The following is an 18,663-nucleotide window of genomic DNA, read 5'->3' on the forward strand; positions in this document are numbered from 1 at the left end:
CTAAATTCACACAAAACCATTATTTTTACCTAAATCAATCCTCTAGCCTTGACACAAGAAGAATTTAAAATCTTATTTGACAAGCACTTCAATAGCATTCGAAACTATATTTACTATCGTTCGGGTGATGAAGAGTTAGCTACTGACATAGCTCAGGAAAGCTTTATGAAAGTGTGGGAGAAAAATTTACCCTACGAAGAAAAACCCAATAAATCATTATTGTATAAAATTGCCAGCGATATTTTTATCAGCAAATACCGAAGAGATACAGTAGCTCAGAAATATTTGGCAAAACTAGAACCATCAATCGATAAAAATTCGCCGGAAGAACAAATGCAATACGAAGAGCTAAAAAATAAATATGAGTTGGCCCTAAGCAGTTTATCAGAAAAACAAAGAACAGTATTTCTGATGAGTCGTAACGAAGGCCTAAAATACCAGGAAATAGCAGATAGACTGGAACTCAGCGTTAAAGCTGTAGAAAAAAGAATGACACATGCATTGTCGTATTTAAGAAATGCTTTAGGAAGATAATGAAAGAGAATAATCAAAATATTACCCCTGGTTCGGAAATGGATTTCATCAATTCGCTTCCGAAAATTGATGTGACCTACTCAAAGTCAAAAGAAGAGGTTTGGAAGGAACTTTCGGCAATGACCCTAGTTCAAAAGCCAAAAGCTAAAGTCATATCGCTTTCGTGGATGAAGTACGCAGCAGCTGCTTGTATCTTTTTATTGATAGGATTTGCGGGATTTACCTACTTCTATACCAGTTCTACTTATTGTCCAAAAGGAAAGCACATGTGTGTTACTTTGCCCGATAATTCGAAGGTAGAGTTGAACGCAAACTCAAGCATTAGCTATAAACCATACATGTGGAACTTTACCCGAAAAGTAAAATTCAAAGGTGAAGCATTTTTCGATATCACCAAAGGAAGTAAGTTCGAAATAGAATCGCAGTATGGTAAAACTTTCATTCTGGGAACAAGTTTTAATATCTATGCCAGAGGAAATGACTACAAAGTGACTTGCTATACCGGAAAAGTTAAAGTTGTTTCAACCATTACTTCTGACAAAATTCTACTTTTACCCAATGATCATGCTTACCTAAATAAAAATGGAAAGCTAGAGGTATTTAAGGACGAAAAGGCAAAGGATAAAGTTTCATGGCGTAACCATTTCTTTTTATTTAACGCAACACCTTTAAAGGATGTTTTTAAAGAAATAGAGTTACAATATGACATTCACATTGTAGAAAAAGGTAAATTTAATAAACCTTATACGGGGAATTTTGGGAAAGAAATGACTGTTGATCAAGTATTGTACAATGTATGCAAATCAAGCGGACTTAATTTTGTTAAAGGACCTCGCAAAAATTATATTATAACCTCAAAGAGTCAATAAGTGAAAAAATATATCGCCCTTATATTTTTTTTCGGATTAGTAATTACGACTTCACTAGCTCAAAAAGTAGAAATTAAAGCCACCAATAAAGCTTTAAATGACATTTTAATTGAGCTAAAAGATAGATACAATTACCAGTTCTCTTATGACACAGACTTATTAGCAAGTTATAATATTAGTATCGATAAAAGCTTTTCCAATAAAGAAAGTGCAATAATGTTTTTGCTGAGGAAGTTTCCTTTAAGCTACGAGATATCAAATAATGTGTACATCATATATCCCGAGGAGAAAATTCTTGAATACAGATTTATTGGGCAAATTCTTGATAAAGAAAACCTCGAACCTCTTCCCTTTTCACATATCACCGTTAATGATCATCCCATGGCTACCGACGAGCTTGGGAATTTTTCGTTTACATCAAGTACCGATAGTACTTTTAGAATATTAGCTTCACATTTGGGATATTTCATTCACGATACCCTTGTAGCTTGCGATAAAACTCACAAGTTACTATTGACTGCGGCAAGTACCGACTTAGAAGAAATTACCGTTACCGACAAAATTGTACAAACCTTTATTAAGGAAAGCAACCAGGCAGGTAACTTAAAATTAAACCACAAAATTGCAGGATTTTTACCTACCAACAACGACAACTCTGTATTTGAACTCTTACGCTTACAACCTGGTATTCTTGCTGCTGGAGAACAAAAGGATTTTCTGATTATTTGGGGCTCTTACGAAGGGGAAAGTCAAGTTCTTTTTGATGACATTACCCTGTGGGGATTAAAAAACTATTTTGAGGATATTGGTGCTGTAAACCCTTTGGTAGTTAAAAACATCGAAGTACTAAAAGGTGGTTTCGATGCCAGATATGGTGATCGAGTTGGTGGTATTGTGCACATTACAGGAAAAGATGGCAACAAAGTAAAACCAAGCTTAAACCTGGCTTTAAATAACATCACGGCAAGTGGATCTTACGAACAACCAATTGGTAAAAAATCATCGCTATTGTTTGCATTTCGTCATACTTATTACACTTTATTTAAAGATGATCAAATCAAATATGCAACTTCAAATGTGAATACCGATAAACTAAATGGTACTATTCCAGAGTATGTAGATTTGGATGTAACTCCAAATTATCGGTTCAGAGATGCAAACCTTAAATTTTCAACCAAATGGAACAATGGAGATCAATTAAACATCAGCTTAATGGCTGGTGAAGACAGATATTCCTACGATATTTCCAGTGAATTATTATCCACATCTAGAAAGCATGATTTTGAAGGAAGTTACCAAAATGGTGGTTCATTAAAATACAGCAAAGTATGGAAAAAAGGCAATTCGAGCTCTCTATCGATTTCCAGATCAGAACTTGACCGAAACACAACAGAACAAATCGTTATTGAGAGAATTAAATTTAACGAGATGAATATTCGAAGAGATGACAGATCGTATAATAACATTCGCGAGTACAGCACAAAATTCCAAAATCGATTCATTCTAAATGAAGATCAAATTATTGAAGCCGGTTTACAGTATACAAACAATTCGGTCGACCTAAAAGAAGACTCGCTTGGGATAAACATTCTCCATTTGAATTCGAAACTTGATAAAGTTGGTGGATATTTTCAAAACATCCTTAATGTAAGCAATGGGGTAACAATAAAAGCTGGATTTCAAGTAAATTATCCAATTAATTTGGAAAAACTGTACTGGGAACCAAGAATATCCATGAGCGTTAAGATTACCGATGAATTATCGTTTAATGGAGCTTGGGGACTTTACAAGCAGTTTATTTCTAAAAGTTCGGTATTAAGTAAATCAGGTAAATATAGATACATTTGGGTTGGTGCCGACGAAGAAACAGTACCGGTTTTAGAATCCGTTCACAATGTTATTGGTGGTTCATATCATAAAAATGGTTTTACTTTTAGTGTTGAAGCCTACCACAAAAGAACAGATGGACATACACGATATTACCGTTGGAGGAATGAAGGAAACATTTCTTTGGGTAAAAGTAAAAGCATTGGACTCGATTTCTTTGCGAAAAAAGACTTCGGTGAGCATACTTTTTGGGTTTCCTATTCCTTAAGCAAAACATCCGAAAACTTTGATTATTTTAGAGAAGAAGGAGTATATTTAAGAGCCTTACATGATCAGAGACATGAAATTAAAACTGCAGGTTTACTGGCTTTAAAGCCATTCTATCTATCGGCAAACTACATTTATGGTTCTGGATTTCCAATCTATTCAGGCTATAACAACATCAACTCAGAACCTGACTACCAAAGACTGGATGCTGCTTTAATTTATAAGTTCTCTCACAAAAAAATCAAATCAGAAGTCGGCATTCTTTTGCACAATGTTATGAATAAACAAAACTTAACCTACGAATCATTCGAAAGAGTTCCTTTGAGTCAAATTAATAGCATTAGTGTATACACAGAATCAGTTCCATCATCGATTCGACTCTATTTTAAAATTACCATCTAAAACAAAAATACCGGGTTAGATTCATATCTAACCCGGCAATCACAACTAAATATTAAAACATAATCAAAAAGATGGTCAAAATAACAATACCAATTAGCCATCAAACAAGACCGTTTCGGCATATAATTGGTATAACAAGAAGAATCTAAGTGTTCTGATAAAACATTGAATGTTTCTTAAAAAAGTATAATCACACCTAACTTACTTTTAAACTACTAATTCTAACGGATTGGGTTATTTGTTATACAAACAAGCCAAAAAGAAATCAATTTTTCATCGTTCTACCGTCCCGACTTAGCTTCTTCATGTTGGTTAATAGTCAGATCCTCAAAAGCACAAGGGGGATAGTGCTTCTAACTCACTGTCTGAAGTAATTGTGTTAACAATTACAAATGGTTTCAAAGTACTTTATCTCCGGAAACTTCTTCGAAACAACTCTTGAGTGTTTCAATTCTTTTCCCGTAAACAGGAGCCAAGGCAACACTATAAGCATTATCCATTTTTAAGCTCAAATCGCGTTTAAAATGTTCCAGCTCTTCAACGCTTAATGAATCTTTAATTGATTCAACCAAGCCTTTTAGATCAACCAAATCAGTAAATTTTTGAATAATGAAACCTTTAATTTCATTAACCTGATTTTGATTCATTTTTTTTGAATCCTGATCAACTCCTATGCACTCAAGAGCTTGATTTAATCCTCTAACTGTTTCAAGTTTATCGGATTTTATTAATTTTGATAACAGATTTGTTGTATTCATGTTCCGTTCCAAGATTGTTTTTACTCTTTCATTCTCTTGATTTGACATTTCAAAAGTACGCTCGATGGCTAGTTTTTGAAAATCGTTTTTCAATACAATCTACGAAGTTCAAACAAAATGAAAGTTAAAAAATGTACTGTTTACCAAATAGTTAACTCATATATCTTTTACAATGCCTAAACAACAAATAGACCCTCTGTTCCAATTAATTAAATCGATTTCGAAATCTGAGAAACGAAATTTTAAGCTGTATGCAAACAGAATTAGTAGCGATAAAGAGACTAAATTCTTGCAGCTTTTTGATGTTTTGGATAAAATGGATGAGTACAACGAGACCATTATCCTAAAAAAAGCAAAAGACATAAAGCAATCGCAACTGCCAAATTTAAAGGCTCACTTGTACAAACAATTGCTTACCAGCTTAAGACTAACGCAGATTAACCACGATATCAGTATTAGTATTCGTGAACAGATCGATCATGCCAAGGTTTTATACAATAAAGGTCTTTATCAGCAAAGCTTAAGAATTCTTGATAAAACCAAAGCTTTGGCTCGTAAAAACAAGAAAAACATCCTGGTTTATGAGATCATCCAGTTCGAGAAGCTGATAGAATCGCAATATGTTACCAAAAGTATAGAAAACAGAGCTGAAGAAATTACAAGAGAAGCAACCGAAATCAGTAAAATGATGGATGGTGTGGTGTATTTTTCAAACATGTCCATCCGATTGTACGGATTGTACCTGAAAGTAGGCTATGTGCGAAATGAAAAAGACCTTTTAATGGTAAAAGAGTTTTTCAACACCAATTTGATCCCACATGATGTTGAGAACCTGAGTTTCTTCGAAAAATTATACCTATTCCAATCCTATGTATGGTATTATTTGATCATTCAAGATTTTTTGATGTGCTACAAGTATGCAAAAAAATGGGTTGACTTGTTCCTTCTAAATCCTGAGATGATTAACATTCATATGGATTTGTATCTAAAAGGCTTAAATAATGTATTAGTAGCTCTTTTTTATACCAATCATGTAAGCAATTTTAAGAAACATTTGCGATTGCTAAGAAAACTGGAAAAAGAAGATCAATTTAAACACAATTCCAACTTGAACATTTTACTGCACATGTTTTTATTTGTGCACAGAATCAATCGCCACTTTATGGAAGGAACCTTTGATAAAGGTTTGCATCTGGTTCCAAAAATTGAGAGTTTTCTGGAACAAAACAAAGTGGGCATGGATAATCACAGAGCACTGATCTTCTACTATAAAATAGCCTGTTTATACTTTGGAAATGGACAGTATCGCGAGGCCATTAAATATTTGAATCGAATTTCGGATGTAAAAGACACTTCACTACGAGGAGATATTCATTGCTTTGGAAGAATTCTGAACCTAATCAGTCATTACGAATTGGAAAACACTGAATTGCTAGAGTATCAAATTCGTTCAACCTATCGTTTTTTGGCTAAAATGGATGACTTACAAGAAGTTCAAAAATACATTCTTCGATTCTTACGAAGACTAAGTTCAATTAGTCCAGATCAATTAAAAGATGAACTAAAAAAATCGAGAAGAGATCTTAAAAAATGGGTTAATGATCCTTATGAAAAAAGAGCATTCTTGTATTTGGATTTAATATCGTGGCTGGATGCAAAAATTGAAAATCGCCCAGTGCAGGATGTGATCATGGAGAAAATAAATAAAAATAGGAAATAAGGGGATTCATAGAATCCCCCTTTTCATTTATTGTACAATTTGTGGACTCAAATACTTCATTGGGTCTACATATTCTCCATCTTTTTTAAACTCAAAATGCAAATGAGGTCCGGTAGAAATTCCTGAGCTCCCCACGGTTCCAATTTTATCTCCTTTTTTCACTTTCTCACCCTCTTTCATCGAATAAGAAGCCATTTGTGAATACAGACTGGAAATTCCATCGGCATGATCGATAATAATGAAACGTCCATAACCTTTGCCTTTCGTAAATTTTGAATTGACTTTTTTCACAACTCCATCTGCAACCGCATAAATTGGAGTTCCCATTGGAGCAGCAACATCAACTCCTCTGTGGAACTTCTCCTTTTTAAGAATAGGATGCATTCGTTTCCCATATACCGAAGTAATTTTTACATTCTTTCCTGCTTCAATAGGAAATTTATAAGCAGGCTTTGTCATACTAAGGAGAGTTGATTTTTCCATATTTATGTCTTTAAATCCAAAACAAAGAATGGAAAGACAGATCACTGGAATTACAGCAAGTAATTTTAAATTCGATAAATATGAGCTTTTTATTTTTTTGATCATTTTAATTCTCTTTAAAGTTAATGATGAATTGAATGCACTGGTTAGAGCCAAATTCATGCGCCCTTCGATATTTTGTACCAATGCGTTCTGATATTCGATTCTATCAGTCCCCGAAGTAATGCAAGCTCTGTCTGCTAAATATTCGTGCATTTCTATTAACGAATGCTGAATAAAATAAATGAAAGGATTAAACCACATCAGTACTTTTGCAATCTCAACAAATATTAAATCCATTGTGTGATATTGCTTAACGTGCACAGATTCGTGCAGAAGAATGTGTTTTTGATCAGATTCACTTGTAAGTCGAGGATTCAGAAAAACATATCTAAAGAAAGAATAAGGCGAAGTATTTTCCTGAACAGATACAATTTTTAAATTTTGCTTTATTTCAATTTCATTGGCAGAAATCGTTTTTAGTATTCCGATTAAATGTTTGCTTATTCGAAAAAATGAAAACACAACTCCCAAAAGGTAAATCAAAAATAAAACTGATATTGATTCAATCTGAAAAGATTCCTTCACTACTTTCATTCCTCCAGCCAAATCGGTTGTGAACTCATAAACCGGATCCAATGCAAATTGATTTACAATTGCAGTTGGTTCCTGAATGGTTGTGAAAGAAAAAATGGGAATTAGCAAAGAAATGAGAACGGAAAAAAGTAGATAGATACGATTACGCATCACAAAAGTATCTCTTGCCAAAAAAACTTTGTACAAAAGATAAAAAGCAGCCATGCATACCGAGCTTTCAAATAAGTATTGTAAAAACTCACTCATTATCCTTCTTATTTTTTATTTGTTCTTCAATTAATGATTTCATTTCTTCTAATTGCGAAAGCGATAAATCTTGCTCTTTAGCAAAGAATGAAGTAAATCCTCCAACCGAATCGTTGAAAAAGCTTTTAATCATTCCTTTCATAAAGTCACGAGTATACACTTTCTTACTAACTAAAGGGTAATATTGATTCACCTTTCCAAAAGTTTCAAAACCTATAAAACCTTTTTTCACCAATACTCTAACCACTGTTGATATAGTAGTATATGCTGGTCTTGGTTGTGGAAACTCCTCAATAATATCCTTTAAGAAAGCTTTTTCAAGCTTCCATAGGTATTGCATTATCTGTTCTTCTGCCTTAGTTAATTCTTTCATGATGCTAATATATGACTATTTCTATAGTTATACAACTATTTTAATAGTCATAAAGTTATTTTTTTACGTTTTTTAACTATCCAACATTTTAATTCCTAAGCATAATAATTAATTTTAATCAAAACAAAACCCATAAAAACAAATCACAAAATGAAGTACTTATTCTCTATCTTAACAGCTCTGCTGTTCAGCAGTTGTGCTAGCTCATATCTTAGTTCTGAAAAACTTACCGATCCAAAAAAAATGTATCAGAAAATTTTTGTGGTAAACATTTTCGACAATGTGGAATTTCGACAGCTTAATGAAAAGAATTACAATAGTGCTATTCTTAATAGATTCAATGAGATGAATTCACTAAGTGTTCGAAGATTAATGAAAGGAAACATTCAGAATAATTTTGACAATAACAGAATTCAATTAGTATTTGCGAGTGACGAATTCAAAATTAATCAAGAAGTGGATTATCAGAATTTTATTGCTAAAGTTGAGGCAAATTCAGATGCAATTCTTTTGATTAATCAAGCAGCTTTCTATTACGAGAAAGAAATAAAGTCCGATAGCGATGGGAACATTAAAACCAACACCACTCCTGCAGGTACTTTCCTTACTTATTTAATAGATACTAAAACAAAAGAATTAATCTGGGTTGGCAGATTTGATTCATCTGGCACTGTTTGGGATGACAAGTTCTCCTTGTACAACAACATGAGCCGAAAACTACACAAGCAATTAATAAAAGAGCATTTAATTCCTAAACCATTTCAAATCAAACAATAAAAAAAGCGGCCTTGGCCGCTTTTGTAATATATCGAATGTTGTAATTTCTTACATCATACCTGGCATACCACCGCCCATTCCAGGGGCACCCATAGCTGGAGCTTCTTCTGGCTCATCGATCAATACACACTCCGTAGTCAAGAACATTCCTGCGATTGAAGCAGCATTTTCAAGAGCTACACGAGATACTTTAGCTGGATCGATAACACCTGCTTCGTACAAGTTTTGATACTCATCCTGACGAGCATTGTACCCAAAATCTTTCTCACCTGCTTTTACTTTATCAACAACAACAGCACCTTCGCCACCTGCATTCGCTACAATCTGACGCAATGGCTCTTCAATTGCACGTTTTACAATCTCAATACCAGTTGTTTCATCATCGTTATCGCCTTTCAATCCTTCCAAAGCTTCAGTAGCACGGATATAAGCTACACCACCACCAGGAACAATTCCTTCTTCAACAGCAGCGCGAGTTGCTGATAATGCATCATCAACACGGTCTTTCTTCTCTTTCATTTCAACTTCAGAAGCAGCACCTACATATAGTACAGCAACACCACCAGCCAATTTAGCCAATCTTTCCTGAAGTTTTTCTTTATCGTAATCAGAAGTAGAGTTCTCAATTAAAGTTTTGATATTTGCCACGCGAGCATCAATAGCAGCCTTATCGCCAATACCGTTTACGATAGTAGTATTTTCCTTATCGATAGTGATTTTTTCAGCCTGACCAAGCATTTCTATGGTAGCTTGTTCCAACTTCATTCCTTTCTCTTCAGAAATTACTATTCCACCAGTTAAGATAGCGATATCTTCCAACATCTCTTTTCTTCTATCACCGAAACCTGGAGCTTTAACTGCAGCAACTTTCAATGAACCTCTCAAACGGTTTACTACCAAAGTAGCCAATGCTTCACCTTCTACATCTTCAGCAATAATCATCAACGGACGACCTGATTGAGCAGCTGGTTCCAAAACTGGCATCAACTCTTTCATTGTAGAAACTTTCTTGTCGTACAACAATACGTATGGATTCTCAAGATCAGCTTCCATTTTATCCCCATCGGTAATGAAGTAAGGAGAAATGTAACCTCTGTCAAACTGCATACCTTCAACCACTTTAACGTGAGTTTCAGTACCCTTTGCTTCTTCAACGGTAATTACACCTTCTTTTTTCACTTTCTCCATTGCTTCCGCGATAAGAGAACCGATCATTTCGTCGTTGTTAGCAGAAATTTTAGCAACCTGCTTAATTTTATCAAAGTTATCTCCAACTTCTTGAGCTTGATCTTTAATGTTAGCAACTACAGCAGCTACAGCCTTATCGATACCACGCTTTAGATCCATTGGGTTTGCACCAGCAGTAACGTTTTTCAAACCAACATTTACAATTGATTGAGCCAATACAGTTGCAGTAGTTGTACCATCACCAGCATCATCACCAGTTTTTGATGCAACTTCCTTCACCATTTGAGCACCCATGTTAGCTGCAGGATCAGCCAATTCAATTTCTTTAGCAACACTAACACCATCTTTGGTGATGTGCGGTGCACCAAATTTACGATCGATAACTACATTTCTACCTTTTGGTCCTAATGTTACTTTTACTGCGTTTGCCAACTCGTCAACACCTTTTTTTAGTAGGTCGCGAGCTTCAATATTGAATTTAATTTCTTTAGCCATTTCTTTAAATTTTGAAAATTCTTTTTTGATTCAGATTATACGAAATATAAAACATCAGATTGTGACATTAACAGGTAATCTTCACCGTCAATATTCAATTCTGTTCCTGAATATTTTCCATAGAAAACTGTATCACCAGCTTTAATCTCCATTGGTTCATCAGTCTTATCAGTTCCAGTTAAAACCACTTTACCCCTTAATGGTTTTTCTTTTGCTGAATCTGGAATGATAATACCACTAACAGTAGTTTCTTCTGCTGCCAAAGGCTCAACCAAAATCTTTCCCGCAAGGATTTTACCTTTTAATTCTGCCATTTTTCAAAATATTTAAGATTATTATTTTAAAGTTTTATGGATTCTTTTCTTTCACAATCTGTGCCAAATCAATTTCATTGTCAATATTTCCGAATTGATTTAAAAGAATTTTAGGAATCGCAAATTCAAACAATAAATATACTGAATTGCAATTACATATAGGCATAAAAAAATGTCAGCATGTATGACATACTGACATTTCTATATTTTAAGAAAATTTCTTTCTTTTATTTTGTTGTATCCTGTTCAGTTGCTGTAGCATCTGTTGGGAATGCTGGCATTTCAGGAGTAGTTTCAGTCTCGTTCAATTGTTGCTCAATTTGAGACTTGTCTTCACGAATTTCTTCGCGAGGAATAGTAACTGCAGCTACAAGACAAAGGAATAAAAGACCTCCTGCAAGAGTCCAAGTAGCTTTTTCAAGAAAATCGGTAGTTTTCTTAACTCCCATAATTTGGTTCGAAGATGAAAAGTTAGATGCTAATCCACCTCCTTTTGAGTTTTGTACTAATACAATTAAGATTAGAAGTACACAAACAATCAAAATCAATACTGAAACAAAGGTATACATACTTATTTATTTACTATTTTTTAATTTTTCTATTTTCTTAATCTGACTCGCAAAGTAAACGTTTTTTTCGGGATTTTTCAACTCTAATTTACGATAAACAGCAATTGCTTTATCAAACAACCTCTGTTTCACATATATAGATGCTAAAGTTTCGCTCATAAAACTGTCATTTTCACGCACACTGTCGACAGAAATATCCTCTTGTTTATCAGCTACTTTAATATTTCGCTGAATTGATGGCTCATTTTGGATGAAATTATCAATAAGATCAAGATTTTTCTTCTTGGGTTTTGCTGGTTTTTCAGGCTCTGATTTTGATGTTTCTTCACTCTTATCAACAACCTCCATCCAATCGGTAAAAGTATGATTCTTATCTTTCAACTTCTCTTCTTCCTGTTCTTCGTTCTCCTTTAAAGTGTAGAAATTGCCACCGTAACCGATATGATACACTTCGGTTGCTGCCACCAATAAATCTGAATCTGATTTTTCTTTCGCTTTCTCTTCTTCTGGTTTAGATTCAACTTCTATTAAATCAATTCCTGGCTCATTCAACTCAAGAATCTCATCATTTGTAAGATGATCAGTATCCGTAAGAATATCCTTCTCTTCGTTTTCAACGATACTTACTTCAGCAGATAGTTCAAAAAGCTCTTCAATTACAGGTTCTTCTACAATTGTATCTGCAGCAAAATCTTGCTGATTTATGCTTTCAGTTTCCAGATTTGTTTCTGCATCTTTAGCTTTTTCAACTGAAACTGTTTTTTCAAATGGAACTAATTTCAACCTGTCATTTAAAAGCAAGTAAAGTTGCCTTCTATCGGATATATAGAGAGATGAATTTCTTAATTCTTCCTTAAATCGAATACTCTGACTATCATTTAGCTTTTTAAGCAGTAACAAATGAGCCACTTCAAAAAAAGGATATTTTTCCACCAGATATTTTAATTCTCTGTGGCTGTTTTTATCCATTGTTTTTGAATCTTTAACCCAATCTTGTATTCTGCTTTGTTCCATAATCATTACCAGTTTACAACTGCTTCGTTGTAAATATCATCTATAATTTGCTCTAAAATATCATTAAGAAGTTCGTCTTCCACATCGGTCAACTGAGATATACTATCATAATCCTTGAAGGCCGAGAAACTCTTGTCAAAGTCATTCTCACTTTCAATTTCATTTGTAAATCGCACCTTAATTGTAACCGTTAGTCGGTTTGTAGCTGCAATCTCACCTGCCTTAATATCCAATGCCTGGGTTCTGTAACCTGTAATTTCCCCTTCAAAATTAAGATGTCCTTCTCCATCCACAACTTCATTCAAGGAAGTTTGACTTCTAAACTTCTCCTTTAACTCCTCAGTAAATCGATTACTTAAATTTGGATTTACCAATGGAGCACGATTTGGAAAATACTGCACCGAAAAAGTCTGTACTTTATCGGATAATGTTCCACCTGTTAATGAATAAGAAACCTTACAAGCCACGGCTAAAACAGCAACACAAAGGCTTAAAACAAATACTTTAATAAACTTCATATATGAAAAATAAAAATAGCAATAATTTATAATAATTAACCAATATCGTACTCTTTGATTTTACGATACAATGTTCTCTCTGATATTCCTAAATCCTGAGCTGCATATTTACGCTTTCCATTGTGTTTATCCAAAGCTTTTTTAATCAACTCAATTTCTTTTTCTTCCAAGGATAATGACTCTTCAATAAAAACTTCAGTATCCTGAATTACAGAATCGTCGGATGTAGAAATATTAACAGTTTGTTGCTTTACAGGCTTATGTTGCACGATATCCATTTCCTGATCTTCATACAGTTTACGAATTAGCATAGCATTGTCTTTCTGTAAATCTTCAGAATCACCGCCCTTTTGCATTAAATCAAATACCAACTTTTTTAAATCCGACATATCTTTTTTCATATCAAATAGTACCTGATACAGGATCTCTCTTTCCGAAGAAAAACTTTGCTCTTGTCTTTTATTCTCTTTATAAATCGCAGGCAACATATGCTCATCGCTCATTGGAAGGTAAGTCTGCAAATTTTCGGCACTAATCTGTCTTTCCTTCTCGATAATCGAAATTTGCTCGGTAATATTTTTTAGTTGTCGGATGTTACCTGGCCAACGATAAGACTTTAATATTTGTTGAGCCCCTTCATCTAATCTAAGAGGTGGCATTCTATATTTTTCTGCAAAATCCTGGGCAAATTTTCTAAACAATAAATGAATATCGTCCTGACGTTCTCTTAAAGGTGGCATCGAAATAGGAACTGTATTCAATCGATAATACAAATCTTCACGAAACTTACCTTCTTTTACCGATTTTGGAATGTTTACATTAGTGGCAGCAACTACCCTTACATTGGTTTTTAAAACTTTTGAAGAACCAACTTTTATGAATTCTCCAGTCTCTAAAACACGTAATAATCTAACTTGCGTTGATAATGGCAACTCACCAATTTCATCCAAAAAAATGGTTCCCTTATCGGCTACTTCAAAGTATCCTTTTCTGTCTGATAAAGCCCCTGTAAAAGCTCCTTTTTCATGTCCAAACAATTCTGAATCAATTGTCCCTTCGGGAATTGCTCCACAGTTTACGGCAATATAAGGTGCATGTTTTCTTGAACTGAACTGATGAATAATTTGAGGAAACACTTCCTTACCAGTACCACTTTCTCCAGTAATAAGCACCGATAAATCAGTTGGTGCAACCTGAACTGCAATATCTATCGCACGATTCAAAGCGTAAGAGTTCCCTATTATTCCGAATCTTTGTTTTATTTTTTGTACTTCCATCAAATCTCAAATCTTGAAATTAAAATGTACAGCATGAAATTTTTTCATACTATCTGACAAAATTACAATTTTTTGTTTTTAGTTTAATCTACAATCATTCTTAAAATCTCTAAATATTGTTAATTTTGGTATCCTTTTTTACATCTAAGCGTAACAATTTAGTTATTGGATTATAAATACAAGTGCGATGGCCTTACAACTAGAAAACCTAAAAGAATCAAATGAATTTTTAAATATTTTATTTGATAATATTACCTCTGCCCTTTTCATTGTAGATCAATCTGCTAAAATTGAAAATGTGAACGATTCATTCTCTATTCTTTTTCAAAAAAGAGAAGAACAAGTTTTGGGAGAATTATGTGGCAATGCTTTGGGTTGTGTTTTTGCAGTTGAGGAAGGTAAAGATTGTGGTACAACAAGTAATTGTTCCTATTGTAAATTACGAAAGGATATTCTCAAAACAATGTCGGAGAAAGTTCCTACCTACAGAAAGAAGCTTAGTCGAGATTTTTATACTTCCCAAACCAAAGAGTCGAAGCATTTTCTCTACTCCACAAAATTCATCCAATTTCATGGTCAAAAGTATACTTTAATTATTATTGACGATCACACAGAATTGGAAAATCACAGAAAGCAACTCGAAGAGCAAAATGAAACTTTAAAAAGTTTGAATGAGCAAAAGTCAAAGTTTCTTGGAATAGCTGCTCACGATTTAAGAAACCCAATTGGAGCAATTAGTTCTTTTTCCGAAATCCTATTAGACTCAGGAAACGAATTTTCTGTTAATGAAAAAGAAGAATTCTTAACATTGATAAAGGATAGTAGTCAATTCTCACTTCAATTGCTTAACGAGTTACTTGATATTTCGAATATAGAAAGAGGAAAACTACGCCTGAAAAAGAATCACGAAAACATTGGACAAATCATAATGGATGTTGTAAAAATCAATAAGGTTTTTGCCAGAAAAAAGAACATCAAAATTATCAACAAGGTTAAAGTTGAAAATTCAACGGTCAATATAGATAAAAGTAAAATTGAACAAGTGCTGCACAATTTATTGAGCAATGCCATAAAATATTCTACCCCTCAGACTACCATTACTGTTGATATTAAAGATCAAACAACAAATTTTGAAATTAGTATTAAAGATCAAGGTGTTGGAATTCCAGAATCCGAATTATCGAAACTTTTTACCGAATTTGGTACTACCAGCGCTAAAACTACTGCGAACGAAACCAGCACTGGATTGGGATTAGCCATTGCGAAAAAAATTATTACTGGTCATGGTGGAGAAATAATGGTCAAAAGTAAAGTGAACGAAGGTTCTGAATTTTTATTTACTTTGCCTAAATAATTTATAACAAAAAAATAAATGAGATTCATAGGAATTATTCCGGCAAGATACGCTTCGACCAGATTCCCTGGAAAACCTTTAGCCGATATTCATGGCAAAACAATGATTCAAAGAGTTTATGAACAAACTTTATTATCAATTGATGAAGTGTGGGTTGCTACGGATGATGAGAGAATTAAAACTGAAGTAGAAAAATTCGGTGGAAAGGTTGTAATGACCTCTTCTGATCACCAGAGTGGAACAGATCGAATTGCAGAAGCTGTTGCTACAATTTCTGAATCAAATCAACAAGAGTATGATGTTGTAATCAATATTCAGGGAGATGAGCCTTTTATTCAACCTGATCAAATAGAATTAGTAAAAGCCTGTTTTGATTCTCCGAATACACAAATTGCGACATTGGTAAAACAAATCTCTTGTCAAGAAGATATATTCGATCCCAATAAGGTGAAGGCTGTAATTAGCAAAGATCAGAAAGCTCTTTATTTTAGTCGATCTCCAATTCCGTATCAAAGGGGAGTAGAAAAAGAAGAGTGGTTAAACCATGGCACATTCTACAAACATATTGGAATGTATGCATACAAAAGTGAGGTGCTTCACGAAATTACCAAAATAGAACAGAGTAGTATGGAACTTTCAGAGTCATTGGAACAACTTCGCTGGCTAGAAAATGGATATTGGATTCAAACAGATATTACCGAACATGAATCAATTGGCATTGATACTCCTGAAGATTTAGAACGAATAAAAAATATGGGACTTTTATAGTCCCTTTTTTATGCTTTAACTTTTCTTTAAGGATTATTAGGAAGACCTTAACCACAATCAATCTTTGCAGGTTGTAAATTTGTAATGTATCTTCAAATACAATTACAAAAACTCATGAGTAAAAAACTAATTACAGGTTTAATCATTTTAATGAGTATTTCCTTACTTGGAATTATTGCAGTGCAAATTCTTTGGATACGAAATGCAATTTTTATTGAGGAAAGAACTTTTGATTCCAATATCAACAAAGTTCTTCATACAATTGTTGCCAAGCTTGAAAAAAGTGAGGAAGTTATATTTCTAACAAAGGGACTACCAAACCATCCTCATGAAAATATTGAAACTCGTGAAATCAAACACTTTCTTGAATCGGGCAAAAAATTTGGCCAAAATGTAATAAAAATCAAAGCAGAAAAAACGATTAATGGAAAAACCTCCTATAAAATAGATTCAAACTCCCAAGTCATTGTAATGCAATCCAACTCTGGACATCTTAATTTGTGGCATGACAAACAAGAAATGGATTCTACTCTCAAAATAGATATTCATGTAGAAACAAAAGATACGATTATAAGAGCAAAGCGAAAGGAAAAACAAATAGAAAACATCTTCAGCAAAGTAATGTATGAATTCAAAAACAAAGATGTTTCCATCGCTGAAAGAATAGATTTTGATAAACTCCCAAGCTTAATCCATTCAGAGTTGAAAAATTACAATATTGATTCCGATTTCAATTTCGCAATTTTTGCTGGTGAGCCTCTACTCCTAATTTATTCATCAGATAGCAATTATAATGACGTTCTAAAAAAATCAGAATATCAAGTCAACTTATTTCCCAATGATATTGTATTCACAAATCAAATTTTATCACTCGATTTTATCGATAGATTCAATCTGATCTACAAATCAATAATGCCACTTCTTATTCTATCAGGAATATTTACCATTTTTATTGTTGTAACATTTATCAATGCAGTGTATTTAATCCTAAAGCAGAAACGCATTAGTGATATAAAATCAGATTTCATCAACAATATTACTCATGAATTTAAGACTCCAATTGCTACCATTGGATTGGCGTCAGATTCCATAAATAATCCTAAGGTAATTGGAAATCCAGATCGAATTAGATATTTCACAGGTATCATTAAGGATGAGAATTTTAGAATGAACAAACAGGTCGAAAACATTCTTCAACTGTCATTATTCGGGAAGCATGAATTAAAATTAAACCTTCAATCCTGCCATCTAAATGAAATCATTCAAAAAGCTGCAGAGCATATCCAATTGCAAATTGATGAAAAAAATGGTCACTTAACAACCGATCTAAATGCCATTAACGATATTACAGATGTTGATGAAGTTCATTTTCTAAATGTACTTTTCAATTTATTCGATAATGCAATAAAATATTCGAACGAAGAACCTAAAATAGAACTTAGTACTGAAAACCATGACCAATCTATTTTAATTATCATCAAAGACTCAGGCATAGGAATGAATTCAAAAACGATTAAAAGAATATTCAAGAAATTTTATCGTGCTGAAACTGGAAATATTCATAGTGTTAAAGGATTTGGTTTGGGACTAAGCTATGTAAAGTTAGTAATTGATCGTCATAACGGATCAATTGATGTTAACAGTAAACCTGGTCAGGGTACAAGTATCAAACTATCCTTACCACTAAGTAAAATATGATGGCAGAACCAATCAAAATACTACTAGTCGAAGACGAAACCAATTTTGGTGCAGTAATGAAAAATTACCTCGAAATTTCTGATTTTGAAGTAACATTATGCATTAATGGTAAGGAAGGTCTAAAAGCATTTACCTCTCACCCTTTCGACCTATGTATTTTAGATGTAATGATGCCTGAAATGGATGGCTACACTTTAGCAAGAGAAATAAAGCATAAAGATTCCGATATGCCAATTATCTTTTTAACAGCTAAAACTCTTAAAGAGGATATCATTCAAGGATACCGTTTAGGTGCTGATGACTATATTACCAAACCATTCGATTCAGAACTATTAATTTATAAGATAAAGGCAATTTTATCTAGGAACAATGGGAATTCTTCCTCCTATAGTAAAAGCGTATTTAGGATCGGTAAATTTAGTTTTGATTCAAACCTTAGAATTTTAAGTATTAACAATGTTGAGCAAAAACTTTCTCCCAAAGAAGCGGAATTATTAAAACTTTTAGCTGAAAATCTCAATCAAATTTTACCCCGTGAAACGGCCTTAAAAAGCATTTGGGGCGATGATAACTTTT

At 33.5% G+C, this 18,663-nt stretch carries 18 protein-coding genes; 9 read left to right on the forward strand and 9 right to left on the reverse strand.

The window, feature by feature from the left end; genetic code table 11:
* Positions 1 to 48: 48 nt before the first annotated feature.
* From JCM15579_RS09145 to JCM15579_RS09155, 3 genes are read left to right on the forward strand one after another with little or no spacing between them, the layout of a single operon-like run.
* Positions 49 to 534, forward strand: a complete 486-nt coding sequence (locus JCM15579_RS09145) for an RNA polymerase sigma factor (protein WP_054718941.1) — start codon at positions 49 to 51, stop codon at positions 532 to 534.
* Positions 534 to 1,403: a FecR family protein gene (locus tag JCM15579_RS09150; protein ID WP_054718944.1), complete on the forward strand. Its 870-nt coding sequence runs from the start codon at positions 534 to 536 to the stop codon at positions 1,401 to 1,403. The genes JCM15579_RS09145 and JCM15579_RS09150 overlap by 1 nt, the downstream gene beginning before the upstream one ends.
* Positions 1,404 to 3,899, forward strand: coding sequence for a TonB-dependent receptor (locus JCM15579_RS09155; RefSeq protein ID WP_054718947.1), 2,496 nt, complete (start codon positions 1,404 to 1,406; stop codon positions 3,897 to 3,899).
* Between the two features lie 398 nt (positions 3,900 to 4,297).
* On the opposite strand, the gene JCM15579_RS09160 is transcribed toward JCM15579_RS09155, so the two are convergent.
* Positions 4,298 to 4,750 carry a hypothetical protein gene (locus tag JCM15579_RS09160; protein ID WP_054718950.1) on the reverse strand — a complete coding sequence of 151 codons (453 nt, stop codon included), beginning with the start codon at positions 4,748 to 4,750 and terminating at the stop codon, positions 4,298 to 4,300.
* Positions 4,751 to 4,829: 79 nt separating this feature from the next.
* Between JCM15579_RS09160 and JCM15579_RS09165 the strand changes: the two genes are divergently transcribed.
* Entirely contained in the window at positions 4,830 to 6,377 is a 1,548-nt protein-coding gene (locus JCM15579_RS09165) for a hypothetical protein (protein WP_054718953.1), read from the forward strand.
* A 27-nt stretch (positions 6,378 to 6,404) separates the two neighbouring features.
* Here JCM15579_RS09165 and JCM15579_RS09170 read toward each other — a convergent pair whose 3' ends face one another.
* The gene (locus JCM15579_RS09170) at positions 6,405 to 7,742 is read right to left on the reverse strand and encodes a M23/M56 family metallopeptidase (protein WP_054718956.1); all 1,338 of its coding nucleotides are present in this window, start codon (positions 7,740 to 7,742) and stop codon (positions 6,405 to 6,407) included.
* On the reverse strand, positions 7,735 to 8,115 hold the full coding sequence (locus JCM15579_RS09175; protein WP_054718960.1) for a BlaI/MecI/CopY family transcriptional regulator: 381 nt from the start codon (positions 8,113 to 8,115) through the stop codon (positions 7,735 to 7,737). The genes JCM15579_RS09170 and JCM15579_RS09175 overlap by 8 nt, the downstream gene beginning before the upstream one ends.
* A 150-nt stretch (positions 8,116 to 8,265) precedes the next feature.
* Between JCM15579_RS09175 and JCM15579_RS09180 the strand changes: the two genes are divergently transcribed.
* Positions 8,266 to 8,892, forward strand: a complete 627-nt coding sequence (locus tag JCM15579_RS09180; RefSeq protein WP_054718963.1) for a hypothetical protein — start codon at positions 8,266 to 8,268, stop codon at positions 8,890 to 8,892.
* A 48-nt stretch (positions 8,893 to 8,940) separates the two neighbouring features.
* On the opposite strand, the gene groL is transcribed toward JCM15579_RS09180, so the two are convergent.
* The 6 genes from groL to JCM15579_RS09210 all read right to left on the reverse strand — a co-directional run bounded on the left by groL (position 8,941) and on the right by JCM15579_RS09210 (position 14,267).
* A complete protein-coding gene (gene groL / locus JCM15579_RS09185) occupies positions 8,941 to 10,575 on the reverse strand; it encodes a chaperonin GroEL (RefSeq protein ID WP_054718966.1) in 1,635 nt (544 codons plus the stop codon).
* Between the two features lie 35 nt (positions 10,576 to 10,610).
* Positions 10,611 to 10,889 (reverse strand): co-chaperone GroES, encoded by a 279-nt coding sequence (locus JCM15579_RS09190; RefSeq protein ID WP_054718969.1) that lies wholly within the window; start codon positions 10,887 to 10,889, stop codon positions 10,611 to 10,613.
* A 227-nt stretch (positions 10,890 to 11,116) separates the two neighbouring features.
* Positions 11,117 to 11,458: a preprotein translocase subunit SecG gene (gene secG, locus JCM15579_RS09195; protein WP_054718971.1), complete on the reverse strand. Its 342-nt coding sequence runs from the start codon at positions 11,456 to 11,458 to the stop codon at positions 11,117 to 11,119.
* Between the two features lie 6 nt (positions 11,459 to 11,464).
* Positions 11,465 to 12,472 carry a DUF8458 domain-containing protein gene (locus tag JCM15579_RS09200; RefSeq protein WP_157471408.1) on the reverse strand — a complete coding sequence of 336 codons (1,008 nt, stop codon included), beginning with the start codon at positions 12,470 to 12,472 and terminating at the stop codon, positions 11,465 to 11,467.
* A 5-nt stretch (positions 12,473 to 12,477) separates the two neighbouring features.
* The gene (locus tag JCM15579_RS09205; RefSeq protein WP_054718976.1) at positions 12,478 to 12,990 is read right to left on the reverse strand and encodes an LptE family protein; all 513 of its coding nucleotides are present in this window, start codon (positions 12,988 to 12,990) and stop codon (positions 12,478 to 12,480) included.
* 35 nt (positions 12,991 to 13,025) lie between these two features.
* A complete protein-coding gene (locus tag JCM15579_RS09210; protein ID WP_218186119.1) occupies positions 13,026 to 14,267 on the reverse strand; it encodes a sigma-54 interaction domain-containing protein in 1,242 nt (413 codons plus the stop codon).
* 187 nt (positions 14,268 to 14,454) lie between these two features.
* On the opposite strand from JCM15579_RS09210, the gene JCM15579_RS09215 reads away from it, so the two are divergent.
* The 4 genes from JCM15579_RS09215 to JCM15579_RS09230 all read left to right on the forward strand — a co-directional run.
* The gene (locus JCM15579_RS09215) at positions 14,455 to 15,621 is read left to right on the forward strand and encodes a sensor histidine kinase (protein ID WP_054718982.1); all 1,167 of its coding nucleotides are present in this window, start codon (positions 14,455 to 14,457) and stop codon (positions 15,619 to 15,621) included.
* An 18-nt stretch (positions 15,622 to 15,639) separates the two neighbouring features.
* Positions 15,640 to 16,389, forward strand: a complete 750-nt coding sequence (kdsB, locus tag JCM15579_RS09220) for a 3-deoxy-manno-octulosonate cytidylyltransferase (protein WP_054718985.1) — start codon at positions 15,640 to 15,642, stop codon at positions 16,387 to 16,389.
* Between the two features lie 114 nt (positions 16,390 to 16,503).
* Positions 16,504 to 18,087, forward strand: a complete 1,584-nt coding sequence (locus JCM15579_RS09225) for a sensor histidine kinase (protein WP_054718988.1) — start codon at positions 16,504 to 16,506, stop codon at positions 18,085 to 18,087.
* Positions 18,087 to 18,663: response regulator transcription factor (locus JCM15579_RS09230; RefSeq protein ID WP_083464612.1), on the forward strand; the 577-nt coding region annotated here is incomplete at its 3' end. The genes JCM15579_RS09225 and JCM15579_RS09230, both read left to right, overlap by 1 nt.

It is taken from the genome of Marinifilum fragile JCM 15579 (genome assembly GCF_001310955.1).
Taxonomy (GTDB): Bacteria; Bacteroidota; Bacteroidia; order Bacteroidales; family Marinifilaceae; genus Marinifilum; species Marinifilum fragile.